The sequence below is a fragment of the Arthrobacter sp. FW306-2-2C-D06B genome (assembly GCF_021789175.1).
In the GTDB taxonomy this organism is placed as follows: Bacteria; Actinomycetota; Actinomycetes; order Actinomycetales; family Micrococcaceae; genus Arthrobacter.
The window spans coordinates 1,798,014-1,820,454 of sequence record NZ_CP084560.1; the positions used below are offsets into that span (position 1 = coordinate 1,798,014).

The window sequence follows — 22,441 nt, forward strand, 5'->3', positions numbered from 1 at the left end:
CTGCGGAAGACTTAGCTAGGCTAAGCCTATGGTGGATCAGCCCGGCGCCGGCGTATATCCGGAATATTGGGAGGCCGATGTCGTGCTTCGCGACGGCGGAACGGCACACCTGAGACCTATCTCACCCGAAGATGCCGACGCGCTCCAGGCCTTCCACACAGCGCAGTCCGAGACGTCCATCTACATGCGGTTCTTCTCGTTCAAATCGAGGCTCTCCAGCAAAGAACTGCGCCGCTTCACCGAAGTGGACCACAAGGACCGGGTGGCGTTCGTCATCACGATCGGCGGAGCGATCGTGGGCGTCGGCCGCTACGACCGGCTCGATGACCCCACGGAGGCCGAAGTGGCCTTCAATATTTCCGATGTCCAGCAGGGCCGGGGCATCGGCTCCATCCTGCTCGAACACCTGGCTGCGGCTGCCCGGGAGAACGGCATCCGACGCTTCACGGCCGAGGTCCTGCCGGAGAACCGCAAAATGCTCCGGGTCTTCGCCGATGCCGGCTACGAGCTTGTGCGCAAATTCGACGACGGCGTCGTCAGCGTCGAATTCAACATCGACCCCACCGAGAAATCCCTCGCCGTCATGGAATCGCGGGAACACCGCGCCGAGGCCCGCAGCGTAAGGGACCTGCTGGCGCCGTCGTCGATCGCTGTGGTGGGCGCCAGCCGCCGGTGGGGGACCATAGGGCACCAGCTGCTTGAGCACATCCTGGAAGGTGGCTTCTCTGGCGCGGTCTATGCGGTCAATCCGGAGGCGTTCGAACTGGCCGGCATGAAGTCCTTCGCCCGGATCGCCGACGTCCCTGGTCCGGTGCAGCTCGCCGTTATCGCCGTGCCTTACGAAGAAGTGCCGAAAGTCGTGGACGAGTGCGGGGCGGCCGGGGTCAAAGGCCTCGTGGTCGCCACGGCCGGGTACGCGGACGACGGCGAGCGGGGGCTGCGGAGGCAGCGGGAGCTGGTTCGCCAAGCCAGGTCCTATGGGATGCGCGTGATAGGCCCCGAGTCGTTGGGGATCGTGAACACGAACCCGGACATTTCCCTCAACGCGTCGATGGCCCCGAGCCTGCCCCGGCGTGGAGGACTCGGGCTGTTTTCGCAATCCGCGGCCATCGGGGTTTCCGTCTACGCTGCGGCGAGCCGCCGGGGACTGGGCATCTCCTCGTTCCTGTCCGCCGGCAACCGCGCCGATATCTCCGGAAACGACGCCATGCAGTTCTGGGAGGACGATCCCGATACCGTCGCCGTCGGGCTCTATTTGGAGTCGATCGGCAATCCCCGCAAGTTTTCCCGCCTTGCCCGGCGCTTGTCGCGGAGCAAGCCGGTCATCGTTGCCAAATCGGATGTCACCGGGCTCCCCCTTCCGCCGGGGCATGTTGTCAGGACCACGCTGGCGCCTGTGGCGGCCCTCGACGCGATGATGCGCCAAGCCGGTGTCATCGCCGTCGAAACGATCGAACAGCTCATGGATGTCGCGCAGATCGTGTCCAGCCAACCCCTGCCCAAGGGCCCGGCGCTCGCCGTCTACAGCAATTCCGCAGCCTTCGGGAAGGTCGTCGCGGACAACGCGGCGCCCCAGGGACTCGTCGTCGACAGGATCGTCACCGACGTGGACCTGGACGCAGGGATGTCCGCATCGCGGGAAGGGCTGCGGCGCAGCCTCCGGAAAAATCTTGCGGACGATTCCGTGCATGCGGTGGTGGCGGCCATGGTGCCGTCCCGCAGCCTCACGATGGAAGCGATCGCGGGAGTGCTCGCCGAATGCGCGGCAGAGGCCGGCAAGCCCGTCGTGGCCGCTTTCACCGGGATCCTCGATACTTCCGTGCAACTGGATGGATTGCTTGCGCCAAAAGGGGAGTCCGGGGAGTCCGGATCTTCCCTTCCTTGCTACTCCAGTGCGGGCAACGCGGTGGCGGCCTTGGCGGCAGTGGTCCGTTACGCGAAGTGGCTGGACCGCGACCAAGGCATGTTCATCGAGCCTGCTGGTTGCGACCGCGAGGGTACCCGCGAACACATCGAGCGGCTCCTGGCTTCCGTGCCGGGAGAGCAATTGGTACGGCTCGACGACGGCGAAGCGGCCGCGCTGCTGTCCCGCTATGGCATCGAGGTGGTGCCGTCAGCTGTGTTCGAGAGCGACGACGAAGCGGTAGCCGCTGCCGAACGGCTCGGCTGGCCGGTGGTGCTCAAGACCACTGACCCTGCCCTCCGGCATCGCCTGGACCTGGGAGGCGTGCGGCTGGACATCGAGGACGCGGACTCGCTGCGGCGCAACATCGCGCAGATGCGTCGTGCCCTCGAGCCCTACGGTTCATCGGCCATAGAAGTGCAAGCCATGGTTTCCGTGGGGCAGGCCTGCACGTTCCGGGCCATCGAGGATCCGCTCCTGGGGCCCGTGGTCTCTTTCGGTTTGGCGGGAGACGCCGTGAACCTCCTGGACGATTGGGCGCACCGCGTGCCTCCCTTGTCCTCCACCGATCTTCACGACTTCATCAGGGCGCCCCGGGCTTCCCTGAAACTGTTTGGCTACCAAGGGCTGCCTGCGGTGGACGTGGCGGCCCTCGAAGGCCTGGGAGCACGGCTGGTCCGACTCAAGGACGAACACCCAGGGATCGCCCTGGTGGAGTTCAATCCCGTCCTGGCCGGGACCCGGGGCGTCAAAATCCTTGCCGCCGAAGTCTGGATTGGCAATGCCGCACAACGTACGGACAGTGCCCGCCGCGCGATGCTCGGCTGAGCTGGCAGTTGCCCGTCGGAGGGCCGGACGGTTATGAAGTCCCCAGCCGATCTGTGAAAATGGGGGAATGAGCTCGAAGTCCCCGACGCCTCCGTCCGGTCCGGCTACCACCGGGCACCATGCAGCACACAACCACAGCTCGCAGGGGCAGAGCCTGGACCAGGCACTTCAACGGGCTGGTTTCTATCCTGTCCTTGTTGCCGATGTTGTGGCCGACGCCTTGGACGGGCGCGACTGCCTTGCGCACCTGGTGCATTTGGAAACGCATTTCGACCGTGCCGAGGTCCGGCGGCACATCACGGTCCTGGTCCTCACCGAGGACATGCTGGTGATCACCCACGTCGACGACCAGCAGCTTGACGAAGCCGGCGAGCAGATCGTCGCCCAGATATCCACCGAGTCCGTGCCTGTGGCACAAATCCGCTCGGTGGTCCTCAGCTACATGTATGCGCAGCCGCAGAACTACACTCCAAGCGACCCTGTCAGGGAGCTGACCTTGTCCATTGCCTGGTCCGGAGGCCAGCGACTGGATGTGGGTCCCGCCAGCTGCGGCGATCCCCAGTGCGAAGCCGACCATGGTTACACGGGCACCATCTCCCAGGAGGACATCGTGCTGCGGATCAGCTCCGAGGCCGACGGCCCCAGGGCTGTGCAGGACGCGAAGGTCTTCGCCCGGGCGTTGCGGGCTGTGAACACAGGCGCTCCCGGGCCCTCGGTCCACCCTGGTACCATCTCCGCTCCGCGACTCCGCTCGGGCGTCTTCGGCAACAGGCTGAGCCGCGGGCACCAGCGCTGATGGCGACGTCGGAACCCGTCGCCCAGGAAACCGTCCGCGTTTCCAGCGCCTTCCCTGAGCTTCCCGGCGCGCCGCTGTATGGCAGCAAGTCGATCGCCGAGGTCTTCACCAGCGCCGCGGCGAGCATGGGCCTGCCCGGCTTCGAAAACAAACTGCAATTGCCTGCATCGCAACGCGTGTGCGTGGTTCTCGCTGATGGCCTGGGGCGCAATCTCCTGAAGCAGAAGGCCGCCCACACTCCGTTTCTGAGGTCAATTGCGAACTCGGGACAGGGAGCCGTCCCGGTGTGGCTTGATTCGGCTTTTCCTTCCACCACGGCATCGTCCTTGGCCAGCCTTGGAACCGGCCGCACGCCCGGTGAACACGGCATGGTGGGCTATGACGTCCTGGATCCTGACCAGGACAAGGTAGTCAACCTGCTCGGCAATTGGGACGCTGGAGTCGATCCCGTGCGCTGGCAGCCGTTCCCGACAATTTTCGAACGCGTGGCTGCTGACGCCGACGTCGTCACAGTGAGCCTGCCCCAGTTCGGCGCGTCGCCGATGACCCGCGCGGCGCTCCGGGGAAGCCGGTTCGTGGGGGGCACGTCGCTCCACGCCCGGACAGCAGCGGCGGGGGAGGAAATGGCCGCGGGAACCGCCTCGCTCATGTACTTCTACGTCAACGAGCTGGACAAAGCCGGGCACCGCTACGGCTGCGAGTCCGATCGCTGGGAGCACCAGCTCGAAGAAATCGATTCGACTGTCAAAAGGCTCTCTGCCTCACTGCCCGCGGGGACAACCATCCTGCTCACCGGCGACCATGGCATGCTCGACGTCCCCGAGTCGCAGCGCATCGACTACTCCGCCGATCCTGCCCTTGTCGCCGGGGTCCGGCACACGGCAGGGGAGCCGCGCATGGTCCACCTGTACCTGGAGCCGGACGCGGGAGAGCGTCACCGGAAAGCCCTGTTGGATGCCTGGCGCGCCCGCTTCGGCGAGCGGATCTGGGCCTTCACCCGCGAGCAGGCTCTTGACGCCGGACTCTTCGGTGCTTTCCGACCGGAGGTTTCCCCCCGGATCGGGGACGTCATGATCGCCGCCCGGGACACTTTGGCGCTCTATGACGTCCGCCGCGTCCGTCCCACTGCCTTGGAGGTAGTGGGGCAGCATGGTTCGCTGACCAAGGCCGAGCGCGAAGTTCCGCTGCTTTGTTTCCAAGCCGGAGGTCCCAAGGGACGCCGTGGCTGAGCTGATCTTCTTCTCTGGAACCATGGACTGCGGCAAGTCCACCCTTGCTTTGCAGATGGACTACAACCACCGTGCACGCGGCCGGGGCGGGGTCCGCTTCAGTTGCAACGACCGCGCCGGCGGTTCCGTTATCTCCAGCCGGCTCGGGCTCCAGACGGACGCCGTCGAAGTCGTTGACACCACCGATTTCTGGGACGAAGTTGTCCGGCGCCGGACCACGGGCCTCAAAGTGGACTACCTGATCTGTGACGAAGCCCAGTTCTACTCACCGGAGCAAGTGGAACAGCTGGCCCGCGTGGTTGATGAGATGGGCGTAGACGTGTTCGCCTTCGGAATCACGTCGGACTTCCGCACCCGGCTGTTCCCCGGATCCCAGCGTTTCGTGGAGCTCGCGGACAGGGTCCAGGTCCTGCAGGTCGAAGCGCTCTGCTGGTGCGGACGCCGGGCAACCCACAACGCGCGGACCGTGGACGGGATCATGGTGGTCGAAGGCGAGCAGGTCGTAGTGGGAGACGTTGCCAGGGAAGCCGGCCAGGCGGAGGCTCTCCCGGAACAAGTCGACGTGTCGCACCCGGTCGTCGGATACGAGACCCTATGCCGCCGGCACTACATGCGCAGGGTCACGGCCCACGGAGCCAACCTGATGGCGAGCCGGGATCAGTTGCTGCCGTTCGACGTCGACGCTTGCCTTTGGCACGGCGTCAGCTGAAGCCGCAACGAACTGAAAGCGGTCTAGTCTCCGCGCGTCCCGAAGACGATTTCATCCCAGCTGGGAATACTGGAGCGCTTGGGCCGTGACGGCTGGCGTTCGGCCGCCCCAGCGTCGGAAGCTTCCTCATCCTTCTGCCCGTCGCGGCTGGCCCTCGGCTCTTCGCGTTCCCGCCGGGGAGCCCCGCCGAGCAGTTCGTCCAAGCCCGCCCGCGGTGACGCTGCTCCGGGGGTTCGTCCCTCGTCCTGCCCGGTCTGCCCGTCGTTGTCGTTCCTGCCCCGCAACATGGTCACGGGGCGCAGTGCACCGGGGATCACCGTGATTTCACGGGTATCGGTGCTGACACCGTCGTGAAGATGGAGGGAGTCGTCTTCCTTGTCGTCATGCTTCGGGGCGAGGCTTAGCCGCGACAGCATGGATGCACGCGCGTCACGGCGGCTGGGGGCGGGTTCGGCTTCACGCTGCTCGTCCGTGTCCGGGTCGGCCGGCTCGTTGTCAGCTGTTTCGCTGTCCGCAAGTCCGTCTTCGACATCGCCTGGCCGCGGATGAGCGGCCGGGACGCCGCTGCTGAGAAGCAGCGCCAAAGCGTCGTCGCTGTCTTCGTCAAGTCCCAGCCTCTGTCCGCGACGTGAGCGCAGCATGTCAAGGAGCCCATCGGCTTCCTTGGTGGCAGCGGCTGCGGCCGCACGGGCGGCGGTCCCGGCGTCGGCCTCAAAGTCAAAAGGCCGGTCGGAGACGGCCGCGAGTCGCCGGGCCGGTACGGGTCCGTCGAGGGGTTCCAGTTCACTGAGCTGCTGGGCCCAGCGGTTGGCATTCTGGATGGATTTGCGGGCGGGATGGAAGGTCCACATGGCAGGTGGCTCTTCGCCGATGCTTTCCAGGCTGGCTGGCTTGGTTTCGAAGCGCGCGACGACGGTCCACGTGCCATCGATCCGGCGCCAGGAATCCCATTCCACCGTGGAGGAATCGATCCCGTGGGCCCTGAGCCGGTGCGCAACCATCTCGCCCAGGCTTGCGGGTTCGTCGCCGAACGCCGCGCGGTAGGTGTCCTGGCCGGGGGCCGGCGCAGCGACTTCGACTTTGCGTGCTTGCTGGGCGATATACTCCCGCTCGGCAAGTACCGGACCCTCATAACGTTGCACGTTGGCGAGCGGCAGCCCTGACAGCTCCGCCACCTCAGCGGCCGTAGCGCCGCTGCGGATGCGCGACTGAATGTCGCGCGGGGACATGGCGACGGGCGTGATGGAAGCACGTGCGGCCACCTGGGCAGGTGTCCGGCTCGCTGCAACCCGCAACGCCTCATCAATCGGAAGCTGGAACATCTCGCCGCCGGTACCGCTCAACAGGAGATGTCCGCCGTCGTCGTGGACGCCAACCAGCCGTAGATCCCGCATAAAATCCTCCACCATGGCCTATCTGACATTCGAAACTCTGCCACCCGGTACGGCCTTTTCCTACTAGGACAAAGGGCGCGCCGCGATATTCCGCGATTTCCGGCATTCCCTGCGAAGGCGATCGGAACCGGGGTATGGACATTCGAGTCTTCCGGGAGGACAATCTGCCCGGTATCGGGCACAAAAATGCGGCCCGCTGCGTTACATCCTTAGACCGGAGCAGGTTCCGGTCGACCGGACCGCAAGCCCTGCGTGACGTACAAGGGAGAACGAAGAAGGGACCATGGCAACGGACTACGATGCCCCTCGGAAGACCGAAGAAGACACCGAGGACTCGATCGAGGAACTCAAGTCGCATCGCACCGAGAAACAGTCATCATCGGCTGTTGACATCGATGAGACTGACCTCGCGGACGCCTATGAGCTCCCCGGGGCAGACTTGTCCGGCGAAGAGCTGCTGGTCCGCGTCCTGCCTCCGCAGCCGGACGAATTTACTTGCTTCAATTGTTTCCTCGTCAAACACCGCTCCCAGATTGCGCGGGAGAAGGACGGGCACCTTTACTGCAAGGAATGCGAAAGCTAGCCTCGGGAGGCATGCTTGGACAGCGCTGCCAGAAGTTCTTCGGGGCGGCGCGTGGACGTGAGCCAGTACGGGGTGCGGTCCGCCGGGTCGGTGATTTCAATGCGCACCACGGGATCTATCCAGCCGCGGAGGCAAAGGAACGCGAGTCCGTGGAGGCGGGTTCCGCGCTCCGCGGTGGCCTCGTCCTTACGGTAAGCGGTGACGGCGCCGACGAACTCGCGCTGGATGGTGGCGCGCCCCACTTGGACGGTGTCCCGGTCCACCACGATCGCGGGAGTGGACAACACCAGCATGGTGGTCATGATCGCGAAGAGGACCAGCGCGGCGATAATCCCCGCGGTGATGCTGATCGGGGCGAACATCAGGATGCCCGCGGCGGACAAGCCGACCACCACAATCCAGATCCACGGGGAGGGCCAGAGCTTTTCCGTAAACAGGACGCCCGTTCCACTCGGGGAATGGTGCGGCACGGGTACGGAAGCAGTCGATTCAGGCATGCCACCAGCTTATCGGGACTGCGACCCCGGGAATTAACGCTCGATGGCCCGGTGACTGCCCTCTGACTGCCCTGCGAGCGACGCGCGGCCGCAACCGGGGGAGCACTCCGTGGGCGATAGAATATGTGACTGTGAGCCACGAGACAGCAGTAGCCAACCCAGCAGACACCCCCGCCGAATACGGTGCGCCGACCCTTCAGGTCCAACTGAAAATGCTCGACGCCGGTTTGGAAGCACCGTCATACGCCCACCCGGGTGACGCCGGTGCTGACTTGCGGGCCCGTGTGGACGTATCGCTCGCTCCGGGGGAACGGAAGCTTGTTCCCACGGGCGTCTCGATCGCGCTGCCGAACGGCTTTGTCGCACTGATCCACCCCCGGTCAGGGCTGGCAACCAAGCATGGACTCACTGTGGTCAACGCTCCCGGGACGGTTGATGCCGGCTACCGAGGTGAAATTTCCGTGACGCTTTTGAATACCGACCAAAACCACGCAATCGAACTCAAGCGCGGCGATAGAATTGCTCAAATGGTGATCCAGCGCGTCGAGTATGCGCAGTTCGTTTCCGTGGAGGAGTTGTCCGATACGTCGCGCGGCGCCGGCGGTTTTGGATCTACCGGAGGCTTCGCGCCGGCCGTGAGCTAGCAACAACCCTCGACAATCGGCGCTGCATGGAGCTGATTGCCATGCTGCCCGCGAGTTGACGGGCAGTCTGCGGTTTACTGGGGGATAGACCACTACTAAGGAGACAACCCGATGCTTTTTGGGCGCGGAAAGAAGTCCAAGGCTGAGCAGCCGAAAGACAACGGTACTGAGCAGGCCAATGCCGCGACGACGCGGCAGGATTCCGGCCCGGTAGCCGGTGGAGCCGCCAAGGGCGACTTCCGCTTGTCCAAGGGGCCATTGGATGCCAGCGAAATTGATAGCCAGGACGGCTACGTGGATCTTGGCGCCTTGCTGATCGAGCCTTCCGAGGGCCTTCAATTGCGCCTTGAAGTAGAAGAGGCAACCCAGCGGGTAGTGGCGGTCACCATGGACCTCGACGGCTCGAGCCTCCAGCTCCAGGCGTTTGCCGCTCCACGTTCCGAAGGGCTCTGGGACGAGATCCGCGAGCAAATCGGCCAGTCCGTGTCCAGCCAAGGAGGCGAAGTGGAGGAGATCGTCGGCACCTTCGGCACCGAACTCGTCGCCAAGCTTCCTACCGAATCCGCCGACGGCGGGCGTGGCTTCCGGGCTGCCCGGTTCATGGGAGTCGACGGGCCCCGCTGGTTCCTTCGCGGCGTCATCGGGGGCAACGCGGCATTGGACAGGAAGGCGGCCGAAGGACTGGAGAACCTCTTCCGCAAGGTTGTGGTCATTCGCGGAGACAACCCCATGCCGCCCCGTGAGCTGCTTCAGCTGAAGCTGCCCAAGGACGCCGTAGCCTCCGGTCAGCACGAGGCTCCCCACGAAGCGCCGGAGCTTCAGCAACCCGAGCGCGGCCCGGAGATCACCCAGATTGGCTGACAAAGCGCCGCGTCCCGCTGCCGCCCATGGCGGCCCGGCGTCCCTGCCCCTCACTGAACTCCCCGTCCGGGGACGGGTCGACTGCACGGGATTCATCGAGTCGGTGACCTACCAGCCCGCCAACGAACAAGCACACTTCTCGGCGATCGTCGTCGACCGGATTGCGCACAGGGGTGACACAGGTCCGTTGACCCGATTGCGCGTCATCTGGCTCGGGCGCCGCAAAGTGCCGGGTATCGAACCCGGGACTGTCCTGCGGCTCGAAGGCATGGTCACGCCGCGGGACGGGATGCCCACCATGTTCAATCCGCGCTATGAAATCCTCTCCCGGCAGGAGCACCAATGACCGTCGCCAACGGATCCGGCCCCCACGAAAAACCAGCGCAGGAAAATCCGGGCCCGGAGGAGCCCTGCCAGGGCACGCAGGGGCCGAGCATTGCGGATATCGCCGCCGGGTACGCCGAAAAGGCCGGACTCCAACGCAATAGCCACGGGCACGTGGACATCCTCAAATCCGCCGGGGGTGTTCAGGGGATAGCCGAGAGCACCGTGCCCGGACTCGTCTTCCTGATCGCTTTCATGGTCACCCGTGACCTTCCGGCGTCCCTGATTGCTTCCCTCGCGGCTGCAGCCGTCTTCACCGTGGTCCGGCTGGTCCAACGGCGCCCGCTGACCCAGGCGCTTGCCGGGATCGCCGGCGTCGCGATCTCCGCTTGGCTCGCGAACACGACCGGCAAGGCCGAGGATTTCTACGTTCTGGGTTTCTACACGAATATCGCCTACATCGTGGGAATGGTGTTGTCGATCCTGCTCAAGTGGCCGATCGCCGGCCTGCTGTTCGGATTCGTCCGCAACGAGGGCTTCGAATGGCGGAAGAACCCGGAGCGCCTGCGGGCCTACGCCATCGGCACGTGGGTGGTCATTGCCGTGCTGGCACTGCGTCTTGTGGTCCAGGTTCCGCTGTATTTCATGGGCGAACCGGGACTGGCCGCGCTCGCTACCATGAGGCTGATCATGGGGGCTCCGCTATACATCCTGGGGCTCTGGATTGCATGGCTCCTGACCCGGCCGGTGCCGGGCCAGAAGCCGGACCGCGATCCTCAGCCGTCGAAACCGTCGTCGTCGGACTGATCGGAAAACTCTTCCTCGACGTCAGCTGAACCGTGGTCCGCGGCGCTCGGCGACAGCAAGGCCCTGAGGCCGTCTTCGGCCACAATCGTCGTGACGAAGAACAGTTCGTCGCCGCCGTCGATCACGTCGTCGCGGCTCGGTGTGATGGGAGCATGGTCCCGGAGGATCGCCACCAGAGTGGCGTCGTCGGGCCATTCGATTCCGCCCACGGTGCTGCCGATGATGTGCGAGTCGTGGGGAACCGTGAATTCGACCAGCGAGGACACACCCGTCTGCAAGGTCAGCAAGCGGACGAGGTCACCGATTTCCACGGCTTCCTCGACGAGCGCCGTCATGAGCTGCGGGGTATTGACTGCGACGTCGACGCCCCAGGAATCGTTGAACATCCAGTCATTCTTGGGATTGTTGACCCGTCCCACCGTGCGACCCACACCGAATTCGGTCTTGGCCAACAAGGACACCACGAGGTTGACTTTGTCGTCGCCGGTCGCGGACACGACGACGTCGGCCCCTTCCAGTTTCGCTTCCTGCAGCGTGCTCAATTCGCACGCATCGCCCACCAGCCAGCGCGCGCCCCGGAGGCCGCTGCGCCCGATGACCTCGGGCTTGAGGTCGATCAGCATGATCTCGTGTTTGTGGGCAAGCAATTCACGCGCAATGGATGAACCGACGCTGCCTGCGCCGACAATAACGACTTTCACTCAGACTCCTTGGCGGGTGCGCTGGAAAGGATGCGCGCCACCTCGGCGCTGCGGTCCAGGTTCAACATGGCGTGCACTGTGTCGCCCTCCTGGTACGCCGTTCCGGCCTGGGGCAGGACGCCTTCGCCAAAACGGGTAAGGAAGGCGACACGGATTCCGGATGCTGCTTCGATGGAGGTCAACGGGTGCCCGATCCAGCCTTGGTCAAGGTCCACTTCGGACAAAACCAGCCGGCCCGAGGGTTCACGGTAATCGCCTGCCAGGTGCTGCTCGGGCAGGATCCGGCGCAGGACCTGGTCCGCGCTCCAACGCACGGCGGCCACTGTGGGGATGCCCAGACGCTGGTAGATTTCGGCGCGGCCGGGATCGTAGATGCGGGCCACAACATGCGAAACATGGAAAGTCTCACGGGCTACCCGGGTGGCGAGGATATTCGAATTGTCACCGCTGGAGACGGCGGCGAAGGCGTATGCCTCTTCGCAACCTGCCTGCTTGAGGGTGTCCCGGTCGAAGCCGACGCCCGTGACTTTCCTGCCGGTGAATCCGCTGCGCAAGCGGCGGAAGGCACGGTCGTCCTGGTCGATGATTGCCACCGAATGGCCGGCGTCTTCCAAGGTGTGCGCCAAAGTTGCGCCAACTCGTCCGCAACCCATGATCACAAAGTGAGCCACGGTTTCTCCTTCACTCTTATGCTTGCCGCTCGGTAAGACTCTACCGGGGCAAGTCGCGGAAGCCAGTCCGCCGTCATGACATCGCGTTCGATTCAGAGTAGCTTTGCGGAGTGCTGACAATTCTCAACGCCGCGAAGCGGGTGTTGGTGGGGCGGCCGTTCCGGAACGACCGCCTGGCCCACACCCTGCTTCCCAAGCGCATTGCGCTGCCGATTTTCGCTTCGGATGCCCTGTCCTCCGTGGCGTATGCCCCTGACGAAATCCTGCTGACCCTGGCCCTCGCGGGCGTGAGCGCCGTGGCCATTTCGCCGCTCGTAGGCCTCGCGGTCATGGTGGTCTTGCTCACGGTTGTCGCCTCGTACCGGCAGAACGTCCACGCCTACCCTTCAGGCGGCGGCGATTACGAAATCGCCAACGTCAATCTGGGGAAGTTCGCGGGCCTGACGGTCGCCGCCGCTTTGTTGGTGGACTATGTACTCACCGTCGCCGTGTCGATGTCCTCCGCGGCGGCGTACCTGACTACGGCGATCCCCTCGCTGCATGGGCAGCAGGCGCTCATCGCCACAGTCGGCGTCGTCGTCCTGGCACTCGTGAACCTGCGCGGAATCAAGGAAGCGGGCAGTGTCTTCGCGGTTCCCACCTACATCTTCATGTTCTCCATCCTGGGCATGACGGCCGTCGGTATCTTCCAGGCGGCCACAGGCCAGCTCGGCCAGGCTCCTTCGGCAGCCTTCACGATCGTCCCGCAAGAGGGATTCGACCAGGGACTCGTGGGCCTGGCAGGGGCGTTCCTGCTCCTCCGGGCTTTCTCCTCCGGCGCAGCCGCCCTGACCGGTGTGGAGGCCATCAGCAACGGCGTGCCGAACTTCAAGAAGCCCAAAAGCAAGAACGCGGCCACCACGTTGATGCTGCTCGGAGTCATCGCCTCGGCCATGCTCGCCGGCATCATCTACCTTGCCAACGCCACCAAGGTCCACATCGTGTTGGATCCGGCCAAGGAATTCCTCCTGCATGGCCAACCGCTCCCGGACGACTACATCCAGAACCCCGCCATCAGCCAGATTGCACAGACGATCTTCGGCCCCGGGTCCATCCCGTTCTACGTTGTTGTCGCCGCCACCGGCGTCATCCTCGTCTTCGCCTCCAACACGGCATTCAACGGATTCCCGGTCCTGGGGTCGATCCTCGCCCAGGACGGCTACCTTCCCCGGCAGCTTCGGACCCGCGGAGACCGCCTGGCCTTCAGCAACGGCGTCCTCGCCCTTGCGGCCGGGGCCTTGGTCCTCATCATTTCCTTCAACGCCGATGTCACCAAGCTCATCCAGCTGTACATCGTCGGCGTCTTCATTTCCTTCACGATGAGCCAGCTGGGCATGGTGCGTCACTGGGGCAGGGAACTCAAACTCGCGCAGGACAAAGCCGTCCGCCGCAGGATCCTGAAGTCCCGCACCATCAACGGGCTCGGCTTCGCCATGACGGCGCTGGTGCTGACCATCGTGCTGATCACCAAGTTCGAGCAGGGCGCCTGGATCGCCCTTCTGGCGATGTTCGTCCTGTTCCTCATCATGTGGAGCATCCGCGCCCATTACGACAATGTGGCCAAGGAACTTGCCGTTGACGAGGATTCCTCCCCGCGTGCATTGCCTACCCGGGTCCACGCCGTGCTGTTGGTGTCCCACGTCCGCAAACCGGTCCTGCGCGCCCTCGCCTACGCCCGGGCATCGAGGCCGTCCCGGCTGGACGCGATCATCGTCGACATCGACCATGAGGAAACGGCGCACACTGTAGAGGCCTGGGAGAAGCTGGACATCCCGGTCCCGTTGACTGTCCTGGCGAGCCCGTACAGGGAAACCGTCACGCCCATCCTGGACTACATCAAGAACATGCGCCGCGATTCCCCGCGCGACCTGATCGTCGTCTACATCCCGGAGTACGTCGTCGGCAAGTGGTGGGAACAGCTCGTCCACAACCAGACCGCCTTGCGCATCAAGGCCCGGCTCCACTTTGAGCCCGGCGTCATGGTGGCCAGCGTTCCATGGCAACTGAAGTCCTCCGAAGAAGCAAAGGCATTGCAGGATACCTGATGACCCACCCCAGCAACACCGAATCCAGCTTGCCCACGGCCCAGGACGGAGCTGCCACGGAGCTGGTGGTGGACGTCGGCCCCATCGCCCATGGCGGCCACTTTGTCGCACGGCACGAAGGCCGGGTCATTTTTGTCCGGCACGGCATCCCGGGGGAGAAGGCCCGGGTCAGGCTGACCGACTCGGGGGAGTCTTCGCGGTTCTGGCGTGCCGACGTCGTCGACGTCCTGGAAGCATCAGACGACCGGACACGCCATTTCTGGCCGCTCGCCGACTCACTTGCCGCTTGGCGCAAGGGCGGTCCGCCCGTGGGCGGCGCCGAGCTCGGGCACGTAACACTCGAACGGCAGCGTCTTCTCAAAGCCGAAGTCCTCTCTGAGCAGCTCAAGCGGCTCGCCGGTGTCGAACTCAATGTCGAAGTGGAGCCGGCCGCCGCCGGCGATCCGCGCTCCGACAGCGTCGCAGGTTCCGACGGCGAGACAGGGCTGGGCTGGCGGACCCGTGCCAGCTTCGCCGTCACCCCCGGTGGCCGCCTGGGGATGCATGCCCACCGCTCCGACGTCGTGATTCCGGTTCACGAGATGCCGTTGGCGTTGCCCGGCATCAACGATTTACGGCTCTGGGACATCGATCTGCGGGGGATTTCGAGGGTGGAAGTGGCCGCGCCTGCCAACGGGTCGCGCCCGCTCGTCCTTCTTGCCCCCGGAGAAGGTACCGATGCCCGGCGCCTCAACCGCATCCTCGGCCAGCTCCCGCAAGAAGCCTCGGTGGCAAGCTTCGACCCCGTGGGCGGCGAAGTCCTGCAGCTGCGCGGCAGGACGTGGGTCCAGGAATCGGCTGCCGGCCACGAATACCGTGTGACGGGAGAAGGGTTCTGGCAGATCCACAAGGATGCGCCCGGAACCCTTGTGGGGGCGGTGACAGGATTCCTGCACGACGGCGGCTACCTCCTTCCGGGATCGGCCGTCGCCGATCTTTACGCGGGAGCCGGATTGTTTACGGCGCCCTTGGCGGATGCGGTGGGAATTACCGGTTCGGTGCTGTCCGTGGAAGGATCCCCCGGGACGAGCCGGGATGCCCGCAAAAACCTGCATGGAGAGACCCACGTGGAAATAGTCCAGGGCAGGGTGGAACGTGTCCTCCGGCAGCGCCCCCGGAGCTTCGACGCCTTGGTGATCGACCCGCCGCGGGCCGGCGCTGGCAAAGCCGTAGTCAGCCAGCTCATCGAGTCCGGGCCGCGGGCAATCGCCTATGTGTCGTGTGATCCGGCGTCCTTCGCGCGTGATCTGGGGTACTTCCGGAACGGCGGATGGCGCCTTGAATCCCTCCGGGCCTTCGACCTGTATCCGCACACACATCACCTTGAGACCGTTGCGTTGCTGGTGCCCGCGGCGTAGCCGCCACTACGATGGTGGAGAAGTCCTACGTCGCGCTTCACTTCTCCACCGGCCGCACGCTGCTCAGATTAGGTTTGCCTAACTAGCTAGCGGTCAACCACGCGACAAAGATGAAAGCTGTTGCGAGAGGAGTCCTGCCATGAGCACTGTGGACAGCTTCGGTTCCAAAGGCGTACTGAATGTAGCCGGCACCGATTATGAAATTTTCCGGTTGAACTCCGTTGAGGGCGCAGACCGCCTTCCGTTCAGCCTTAAGGTATTGCTTGAAAACCTCCTGCGGACGGAAGATGGCGCCAATATCACGGCCGACCACGTCCGCGCCCTGGCTGGCTGGGATCCAAATGCCCAGCCGGACACCGAGATCCAGTTCACCCCGGCCCGGGTCATCATGCAGGACTTCACCGGGGTTCCCTGCGTGGTTGACCTTGCCACCATGCGCGAAGCCATCAAGGACCTCGGCGGCGACCCCAAGCGCGTCAACCCGCTGGCTCCGGCTGAGATGGTCATCGACCACTCCGTGCAGATCGACGCCTTCGGCAACTCCGGCGCCCTTGAGCGCAACATGGAGATCGAATACCAGCGCAACGGCGAGCGTTACCAGTTCCTGCGCTGGGGCCAGACTGCTTTCGACGACTTCAAGGTTGTTCCCCCGGGAACCGGCATCGTCCACCAGGTCAACATCGAATACCTGGCACGCACCGTCATGACCCGCGAAGTTGACGGCGTCCTGCGCGCCTACCCCGACACCTGCGTCGGCACGGACTCCCACACCACCATGGTCAACGGCCTGGGCGTGCTGGGTTGGGGCGTAGGCGGCATCGAAGCCGAAGCTGCCATGCTCGGCCAGCCCGTCTCCATGCTGATCCCGCGCGTTGTCGGCTTCAAGCTCACGGGCTCCATCCCCGCCGGCGCCACCGCCACCGACGTCGTCCTGACCATCACCGAGCAGCTGCGCAACCACGGTGTGGTCGGCAAGTTCGTGGAGTTCTACGGCGAAGGCGTCGCGGCCGTGCCGCTGGCCAACCGCGCCACCATCGGCAACATGAGCCCGGAGTTCGGCTCCACGGCAGCGATGTTCCCGATCGACGACGTCACGCTCGAGTATTTGCGCCTCACCGGCCGCTCCGAGCAGAACGTCGCCCTGGTCGAGGCCTACGCGAAGGAACAGGGCCTCTGGCACGATCCCTCGCACGAGATCAAGTTCTCCGAGTACCTCGAGCTCGACCTGTCCACGGTTGTCCCCTCCATCTCGGGTCCGAAGCGCCCCCAGGACCGGATCATCCTCACGGAGTCCAAGGCCCAGTTCCGCGAGGACCTGCGCAACTACGTGAAGGAAGACCTGGCGGACGGAAGCCTCGACGAAGCTATCGACGAGAGCTTCCCGGCCTCCGATTCGCCGTCGTTCACCGCCTCCACGACGCACCTGGCCGACGTAGCGCCGCACGCACATGGCCCGAAGTCCAACGGTCGTCCGTCGAAAAAAGTGAACGTCACAACAGCTGACGGCCGCGAATTCGAACTGGACCACGGTGCCGTCTCGATCGCTTCGATCACCTCCTGCACCAACACGTCCAACCCTTCGGTGATGCTGGCTGCCGCGCTGCTCGCCCGCAACGCCGTCGACAAGGGCCTCGCCTCCAAGCCATGGGTCAAGACTTCGGTCGCTCCCGGCTCCAAGGTTGTCACCGACTACTACGAGAAGTCCGGCCTGACTCCCTACCTGGAGAAGCTCGGCTTCTACATCGTGGGCTACGGCTGCGCGACCTGCATCGGCAACTCCGGACCGCTCGACGCGGAAATCTCGGAGGCCATCCAGGCCAACGACCTTTCCGTTACGGCTGTCCTCTCCGGCAACCGCAACTTCGAAGGCCGCATCAACCCGGACGTCAAGATGAACTACCTGGCCTCGCCGCCGCTGGTCATCGCGTACGCTCTGGCCGGAACCATGGACTTCGACTTCGACGCCGATGCGCTGGGCCAGGACCAGGACGGTAACGATGTCTTCTTGAAGGACATCTGGCCGAACCCTGTCGAGGTCCAGAAGGTCATCGATTCCTCGATCGACAAGGAAATGTTCGCCCGCGGCTACGAGGGCGTCTTCGACGGCGACGACCGCTGGAAGGCACTCGAGACCCCGGCAGGCGACACCTTCGCCTGGGACGCCAAGTCCACGTACGTGCGGAAGCCCCCGTACTTCGAAGGCATGAAGGCGCAGCCGGAACCCGTAACGGACATCGCCGGCGCCCGCGTGCTGCTGAAGCTCGGCGATTCGGTCACCACCGACCACATCTCCCCGGCCGGTTCCTTCAAGTCGGACACCCCGGCAGGCCAGTACCTTCTGGCCAACGGTGTGGAGCGCAAGGACTTCAACTCCTACGGTTCACGCCGTGGCAACCACGAGGTCATGATCCGCGGAACGTTCGCGAACATCCGCATCAAGAACCAGCTGCTCGCTGACTTCAACGACGGTGCGGGCGTCGAGGGTGGCTTCACCCGCGACTTCACCCAGGCGGACGGCCCCCAGGCCTACGTCTACGACGCTGCCCAGAACTACCAGGCAGCCGGCACCCCGCTGGTGGTCCTTGCAGGCAAGGAGTACGGCTCCGGCTCGTCCCGTGACTGGGCCGCCAAGGGAACCGCGCTGCTGGGCGTGAAGGCTGTCGTCGCCGAAAGCTACGAGCGCATCCACCGCTCCAACCTCATCGGCATGGGCGTCCTCCCGCTGCAGTACCCGGCGGGCGAGTCCGCTGCGTCGCTGGGCCTTGTTGGCACGGAAACGTTCTCTGTCGAGGGCGTCACCGAGCTGAACAACGGCACGACGCCGAGGACGCTCAAGGTCACCGCAACGGCAGAGGACGGCAGCACCAAGTCCTTCGATGCCGTCCTGCGCATCGATACCCCGGGCGAAGCGGACTACTACCGCAACGGCGGCATCCTGCAGTACGTTTTGCGCCAAATCTCGGCACACTAGCGGGAACTCCGCCTGAGCCACAAGGCAACAGCTACAGCCCCGGCTGGTCATCGACCGGCCGGGGCTGTAGCCTTTCCTGCGGCTTGGTGCCGGCCAAGGCGTTAGAGTTGTATAGCACGTCAATCACCCTAAGGAGGGGCCGTTGGGACTTTTGGAGACAATCCGGAACCCGCAGGACCTGAGCAAGCTCACCAGTGAGCAGTTGGAGCAGCTTGCAGGCGAGATCAGGACTTTCCTCATCACCAACGTCGCCCAAACGGGTGGTCACCTCGGACCGAACCTTGGCGTGGTGGAACTCACCATGGCCATCCATAAAGTCTTCGATTCGCCGCGCGACAGCATCGTTTTCGACACAGGCCATCAGTCTTACGTCCACAAATTGCTGACCGGCAGGCAGGATTTCAGCACCCTCCGGCAGCAAGGGGGAATGTCCGGCTACCCCGATCGCGCAGAGTCCGAGCACGACATCGTGGAAAGCTCCCACGCGTCGTCCTCCTTGTCCTGGGCTGACGGTATCTCCCGGGCCCGCCAGTTGACCGGCGAGGGCGATCGCTGCGTTGTCGCCGTCGTCGGAGACGGTGCGCTGACGGGCGGTATGGCGTGGGAGGCGATCAACAACATCGCCGCCGACAAGCGACGCCGCGTGGTGATCGTCGTCAACGACAACGGGCGCTCCTATGCGCCCACCGTCGGCGGCGTCGCAGACTACCTCGCTTCACTGCGCCCCACGATCGATTCCCTCCGGGCGGCCCCCACCTACGAAGTGGTGTTGGACTGGTGGAAGCAGAAGCTTCAGAGCGGTGGACCGATCGGGCAGTTCACCTATAAGAGCCTGCATGCCATGAAGAAGGGCATCAAGGATTGGTGGGCTCCGCAAGGCATGTTCGAAGACCTCGGCATGAAGTACATCGGCCCTGTCGACGGCCATAACATGCGGGCCCTTGAGCACGCGCTCACTACTGCCCGCAATTACGGCGGCCCCGTGATCGTCCACGCGATGACCGAAAAGGGGCATGGTTACGCACCCGCCCTCGCCAACGAGGCGGACCAGTTCCACGCCGTCGGGATCATCGATCCCGAAACCGGCGAACCCACCGAAGCCGGTGGAGCCCGCTCCTGGACATCGGTGTTCGCAGAGGAAATCGCTGACATCGCGGATGAGCGCGACGACATCGTAGGCATCACCGGGGCCATGCTGATCCCCGTCGGATTGCACAAGTTCGCGGAAAGGCACCCGGAACGAGTGATCGACGTCGGGATCGCGGAGCAGCACGCCCTCACCTCGGCCGCCGGCATGGCCTTTGGCGGACTGCACCCCGTCGTCGCCGTTTACGCGACGTTCCTGAACCGTGCCTTCGACCAGCTCCTCATGGACGTTGCCCTGCACAAAGCCGGGGTGACGGTCGTGTTGGACCGTGCCGGCGTGACGGGCCCGGACGGAGCCAGCCACCACGGCATGTGGGACATGGCGATGGTCCAGATCGTTCCGGGGCTGCACCTCGCGGCTCCGCGGGATGCCAGCCGCCTGCGGGAAGAACTCCGCGAAGCTGTTGCCATCGCGGACGCGCCCAGCGTCGTGCGTTTCTCCAAGGGCAGCGTGGGAAGTGAGATCGAAGCGATCGAACGGCTTTCCGACGGCGTCGACGTGCTGGCGCGCCGCCCCGAAGGCTCCACCGAGAACGATGTCCTGATTGTCAGCGTCGGTGCCATGTCCGAGCTCGCCCTCGACGTCGCGTCCCGTCTCGGCTCCCAAGGCATCAGTTCCACCGTGGTGGATCCGCGGTGGGTCCTTCCCGTGCGCAAGTCCATCATTGACCTCGCCGCCCGGCACCGATTGGTGATCTGCATCGAAGACGGCGTCCGTGCGGGCGGCGTCGGCTCCCGGATCCGCCAGGAGATGCGCGCGGCAGGTGTGGACACGGCCCTTAACGAGGTGGGGCTTCCGGTCGAATTCCTCGACCATGGAACCCGGAGCCAGGTTCTTGAGCGGGTTGGGCTTACCGCCCAACAGATAACGCACGACGTCGTCGCGCAGGTCCTGGGGACAAAGGTGCCTTTCGCGCGGCCCCTGCCAGGACAAGGACATCCGACGACGGGCAGTCTCCCCAAGCTGTGAACGGCTGTTCCCAGCGGAATCAAACACACAGGCACCCTTCGACGGCACAGGTCCAGAACAGCACCTGCGCGGAGCGGTCCAGAAAAGGACAGGCATGAGCGGCATCATCCGCACCTATAAGCGCGACGAAGAAGCGGTCCTCCATTTCCGGGAGGCTTGGTATGACGAGGAATTCAAGCAGCTCGTCATCAACCGCGGGGTTGTGGGACACCAGAGCGCCACGGACGAAACCGACGTCGAGGACGAATCCGCCGTCGAAGGACTCATGACTGCCTTTGCCGCGCAATGCGAAGAAGACGGCTATGCGGAGATTCCCGAGACGGAGCAGTTTTGGGTGGTCGCGCAGATCGCGCTGAAGACGAAGGACGGGACCGACCGGGACCGCTACCTTGAACGCAAGGCCAAGGCCGCGCTGACGAGCGAACTGGCCTGGCGCGGCCTGGGTATTGTGGACCGATCCGACATCAGCGACTCGAAGCTCAACATTTTCTGCCTGTGCCCGGACGTCAACAAGGCCGTCAACGCCATCAAGGTGTGCATCCGGGGAGAAGACCTCGACTTCACCAAGCTGAGCATCGCGGCCGCACCCCATGCCGAACCCACCGCATTCAAAGTAAAGCACTCGCCGAAAACCGGTCCGGGCTTTACCCTCTAAGGACTACCTCACGCTTCGAAGGGACAAACATGGCGCCCAAGAGCAACTGGCCCGGACACACCCCGCTGCCGAAGGGCTTGTCCGCTCCGGCTCGAAGGGCACTCGCCCATGAGGGTCTGGAAACCTTGGAGCAGCTCGCCGAATTCGGGGAGGGACGCGTCGCGGCCCTGCACGGCATGGGCCCCAAGGTCATGGCCCAGTTGCACGACGCGATGGAAGAGGCCGGCATCGCGTTCGGATCCTGAGCGGCGGACTGGCCCCCGCGGGCGTTGTAGGGTGAAACCATGACTGAATATCGCCGTCTTGGAAATTCCGGATTGACCGTCTCGGTAGTCGGTTTGGGGTGCAACAATCTCGGGCGGGCCAATACGGCCACGGAATCGCAGGAGGGTACCAATGCGGTGGTGTATGCCGCCTTGGATGCCGGCGTGACCCTTTTCGATGTTGCGGACGTCTACGGCCGGGAACCGGGCCTCAGCGAGACCATGCTGGGCGTCGCCCTGAAAGGCCGCAGGGACGACGCCGTCGTGGCCACGAAATTCGGTATGGACATGCACGGCGCCAACGGCAACGATTTCGGCGCCCGGGGATCGCGACGTTACATCATCCAGGCCGCCGAGGCATCGTTGCGCCGCCTCGGCACCGACTGGATTGACTTGTACCAGTACCACACGCCGGATCCACTCACCCCGGTTGACGAGACCCTCGCCGCCCTCGATGACCTCGTGACAAGCGGCAAGGTCCGGTACCTCGGTCACTCAAACCGTGCAGGCTGGCAGATCGCCGAAGCGGAATACGTCGCCCGGATGCAGGGCGGTGCGCGGTTCATTTCGACGCAGAACCATTACAACTTGCTGGACCGACGCGCGGAACTCGAAGTGCTGCCGGCCGCGCAGGCCTTCGGGCTCGGTGTGCTGCCGTATTTCCCCTTGGCGAACGGCCTCCTGACGGGCAAGTATGCTCCGGGCAACGCCCCGGAAGGATCGCGCCTCAGCCACACGCGGACCAACATGGTGAACGACGCCGACTGGGTCCAGCTGGGCCGGTTCAGCCAATTCGCCAAAGAGCGGGACCTGAACGAATTGCAGCTGGCCTTCTCCTGGCTGGCCGCCCAGCCCGCAGTCAGCAGCGTGATTGCCGGAGCCACCCGCCCTGAACAAATCGCCGAGAACGCGAAAGCGGTGCGCTGGGTGCCCACGGCAGAAGAACGGGCCGAAATGGACGACATCTTCCCGCGCACGCCCAAGGTCGCCCTCTTCTAAGGAGCGTTC

General features: G+C 64.6%; 20 protein-coding genes. 16 read left to right on the forward strand and 4 right to left on the reverse strand.

Annotation, left to right across the window (positions count from 1 at the left end; all coding sequences use genetic code 11):
• Positions 1–28: 28 nt before the first annotated feature.
• The 4 genes from LFT47_RS08415 to LFT47_RS08430 all read left to right on the forward strand — a co-directional run bounded on the left by LFT47_RS08415 (position 29) and on the right by LFT47_RS08430 (position 5,465).
• The gene (locus LFT47_RS08415) at positions 29–2,731 is read left to right on the forward strand and encodes a bifunctional acetate--CoA ligase family protein/GNAT family N-acetyltransferase (RefSeq protein WP_236817015.1); all 2,703 of its coding nucleotides are present in this window, start codon (positions 29–31) and stop codon (positions 2,729–2,731) included.
• A gap of 67 nt (positions 2,732–2,798) precedes the next feature.
• Positions 2,799–3,527 (forward strand): DUF5998 family protein, encoded by a 729-nt coding sequence (locus LFT47_RS08420; RefSeq protein WP_236817024.1) that lies wholly within the window; start codon positions 2,799–2,801, stop codon positions 3,525–3,527.
• Positions 3,527–4,756 carry an alkaline phosphatase family protein gene (locus LFT47_RS08425; RefSeq protein ID WP_236817026.1) on the forward strand — a complete coding sequence of 410 codons (1,230 nt, stop codon included), beginning with the start codon at positions 3,527–3,529 and terminating at the stop codon, positions 4,754–4,756. The genes LFT47_RS08420 and LFT47_RS08425 overlap by 1 nt, the downstream gene beginning before the upstream one ends.
• Complete coding sequence (locus tag LFT47_RS08430) at positions 4,749–5,465, forward strand: thymidine kinase (protein ID WP_236817028.1); 717 nt, start codon at positions 4,749–4,751, stop codon at positions 5,463–5,465. Before LFT47_RS08425 ends, LFT47_RS08430 begins: the two co-directional genes overlap by 8 nt.
• 23 nt (positions 5,466–5,488) lie before the next feature.
• Here LFT47_RS08430 and sepH read toward each other — a convergent pair whose 3' ends face one another.
• On the reverse strand, positions 5,489–6,859 hold the full coding sequence (gene sepH / locus LFT47_RS08435) for a septation protein SepH (protein WP_236817030.1): 1,371 nt from the start codon (positions 6,857–6,859) through the stop codon (positions 5,489–5,491).
• Between the two features lie 283 nt (positions 6,860–7,142).
• Here sepH and LFT47_RS08440 point away from each other — a divergent pair, with 283 nt between their 5' ends.
• Entirely contained in the window at positions 7,143–7,442 is a 300-nt protein-coding gene (locus LFT47_RS08440) for a DUF4193 domain-containing protein (protein WP_059389107.1), read from the forward strand.
• Here LFT47_RS08440 and LFT47_RS08445 read toward each other — a convergent pair.
• The gene (locus LFT47_RS08445; protein ID WP_236817032.1) at positions 7,439–7,939 is read right to left on the reverse strand and encodes a DUF3093 domain-containing protein; all 501 of its coding nucleotides are present in this window, start codon (positions 7,937–7,939) and stop codon (positions 7,439–7,441) included. The genes LFT47_RS08440 and LFT47_RS08445 overlap by 4 nt on opposite strands.
• Before the next feature lie 131 nt (positions 7,940–8,070).
• On the opposite strand from LFT47_RS08445, the gene dut reads away from it, so the two are divergent.
• From dut to LFT47_RS08465, 4 genes are all read left to right on the forward strand, one after another.
• Entirely contained in the window at positions 8,071–8,583 is a 513-nt protein-coding gene (dut, locus tag LFT47_RS08450) for a dUTP diphosphatase (RefSeq protein ID WP_236817034.1), read from the forward strand.
• A gap of 111 nt (positions 8,584–8,694) precedes the next feature.
• A complete protein-coding gene (locus LFT47_RS08455; RefSeq protein ID WP_236817035.1) occupies positions 8,695–9,444 on the forward strand; it encodes a DUF3710 domain-containing protein in 750 nt (249 codons plus the stop codon).
• The gene (locus LFT47_RS08460) at positions 9,437–9,790 is read left to right on the forward strand and encodes a hypothetical protein (protein ID WP_236817037.1); all 354 of its coding nucleotides are present in this window, start codon (positions 9,437–9,439) and stop codon (positions 9,788–9,790) included. The genes LFT47_RS08455 and LFT47_RS08460 overlap by 8 nt, the downstream gene beginning before the upstream one ends.
• On the forward strand, positions 9,787–10,575 hold the full coding sequence (locus tag LFT47_RS08465; RefSeq protein WP_236817039.1) for a DUF3159 domain-containing protein: 789 nt from the start codon (positions 9,787–9,789) through the stop codon (positions 10,573–10,575). Before LFT47_RS08460 ends, LFT47_RS08465 begins: the two co-directional genes overlap by 4 nt.
• Here the strand turns inward: LFT47_RS08465 and LFT47_RS08470 are convergent.
• Both LFT47_RS08470 and LFT47_RS08475 read right to left on the reverse strand, forming a co-directional pair.
• Positions 10,545–11,276, reverse strand: coding sequence for a potassium channel family protein (locus LFT47_RS08470; RefSeq protein ID WP_236817048.1), 732 nt, complete (start codon positions 11,274–11,276; stop codon positions 10,545–10,547). The genes LFT47_RS08465 and LFT47_RS08470 overlap by 31 nt on opposite strands.
• Positions 11,273–11,947, reverse strand: a complete 675-nt coding sequence (locus LFT47_RS08475) for a potassium channel family protein (RefSeq protein ID WP_236817056.1) — start codon at positions 11,945–11,947, stop codon at positions 11,273–11,275. Before LFT47_RS08475 ends, LFT47_RS08470 begins: the two co-directional genes overlap by 4 nt.
• A 110-nt stretch (positions 11,948–12,057) precedes the next feature.
• On the opposite strand from LFT47_RS08475, the gene LFT47_RS08480 reads away from it, so the two are divergent.
• The 7 genes from LFT47_RS08480 (at position 12,058) to LFT47_RS08510 (ending at position 22,432) form a co-directional block, all read left to right on the forward strand.
• Positions 12,058–14,031 (forward strand): APC family permease, encoded by a 1,974-nt coding sequence (locus tag LFT47_RS08480; RefSeq protein WP_236817058.1) that lies wholly within the window; start codon positions 12,058–12,060, stop codon positions 14,029–14,031.
• A complete protein-coding gene (locus LFT47_RS08485) occupies positions 14,031–15,428 on the forward strand; it encodes a class I SAM-dependent RNA methyltransferase (protein WP_236817060.1) in 1,398 nt (465 codons plus the stop codon). Before LFT47_RS08480 ends, LFT47_RS08485 begins: the two co-directional genes overlap by 1 nt.
• A gap of 139 nt (positions 15,429–15,567) precedes the next feature.
• Positions 15,568–18,399: an aconitate hydratase gene (locus LFT47_RS08490; RefSeq protein ID WP_236817062.1), complete on the forward strand. Its 2,832-nt coding sequence runs from the start codon at positions 15,568–15,570 to the stop codon at positions 18,397–18,399.
• A 142-nt stretch (positions 18,400–18,541) separates the two neighbouring features.
• Complete coding sequence (dxs, locus tag LFT47_RS08495) at positions 18,542–20,515, forward strand: 1-deoxy-D-xylulose-5-phosphate synthase (protein ID WP_236817064.1); 1,974 nt, start codon at positions 18,542–18,544, stop codon at positions 20,513–20,515.
• A 94-nt stretch (positions 20,516–20,609) separates the two neighbouring features.
• Entirely contained in the window at positions 20,610–21,170 is a 561-nt protein-coding gene (locus LFT47_RS08500) for a hypothetical protein (protein WP_236817065.1), read from the forward strand.
• A gap of 29 nt (positions 21,171–21,199) precedes the next feature.
• Positions 21,200–21,415, forward strand: coding sequence for a hypothetical protein (locus tag LFT47_RS08505; RefSeq protein ID WP_028266791.1), 216 nt, complete (start codon positions 21,200–21,202; stop codon positions 21,413–21,415).
• 39 nt (positions 21,416–21,454) lie between these two features.
• Positions 21,455–22,432: an aldo/keto reductase gene (locus LFT47_RS08510; RefSeq protein ID WP_236817067.1), complete on the forward strand. Its 978-nt coding sequence runs from the start codon at positions 21,455–21,457 to the stop codon at positions 22,430–22,432.
• Positions 22,433–22,441 lie beyond the last annotated feature (9 nt).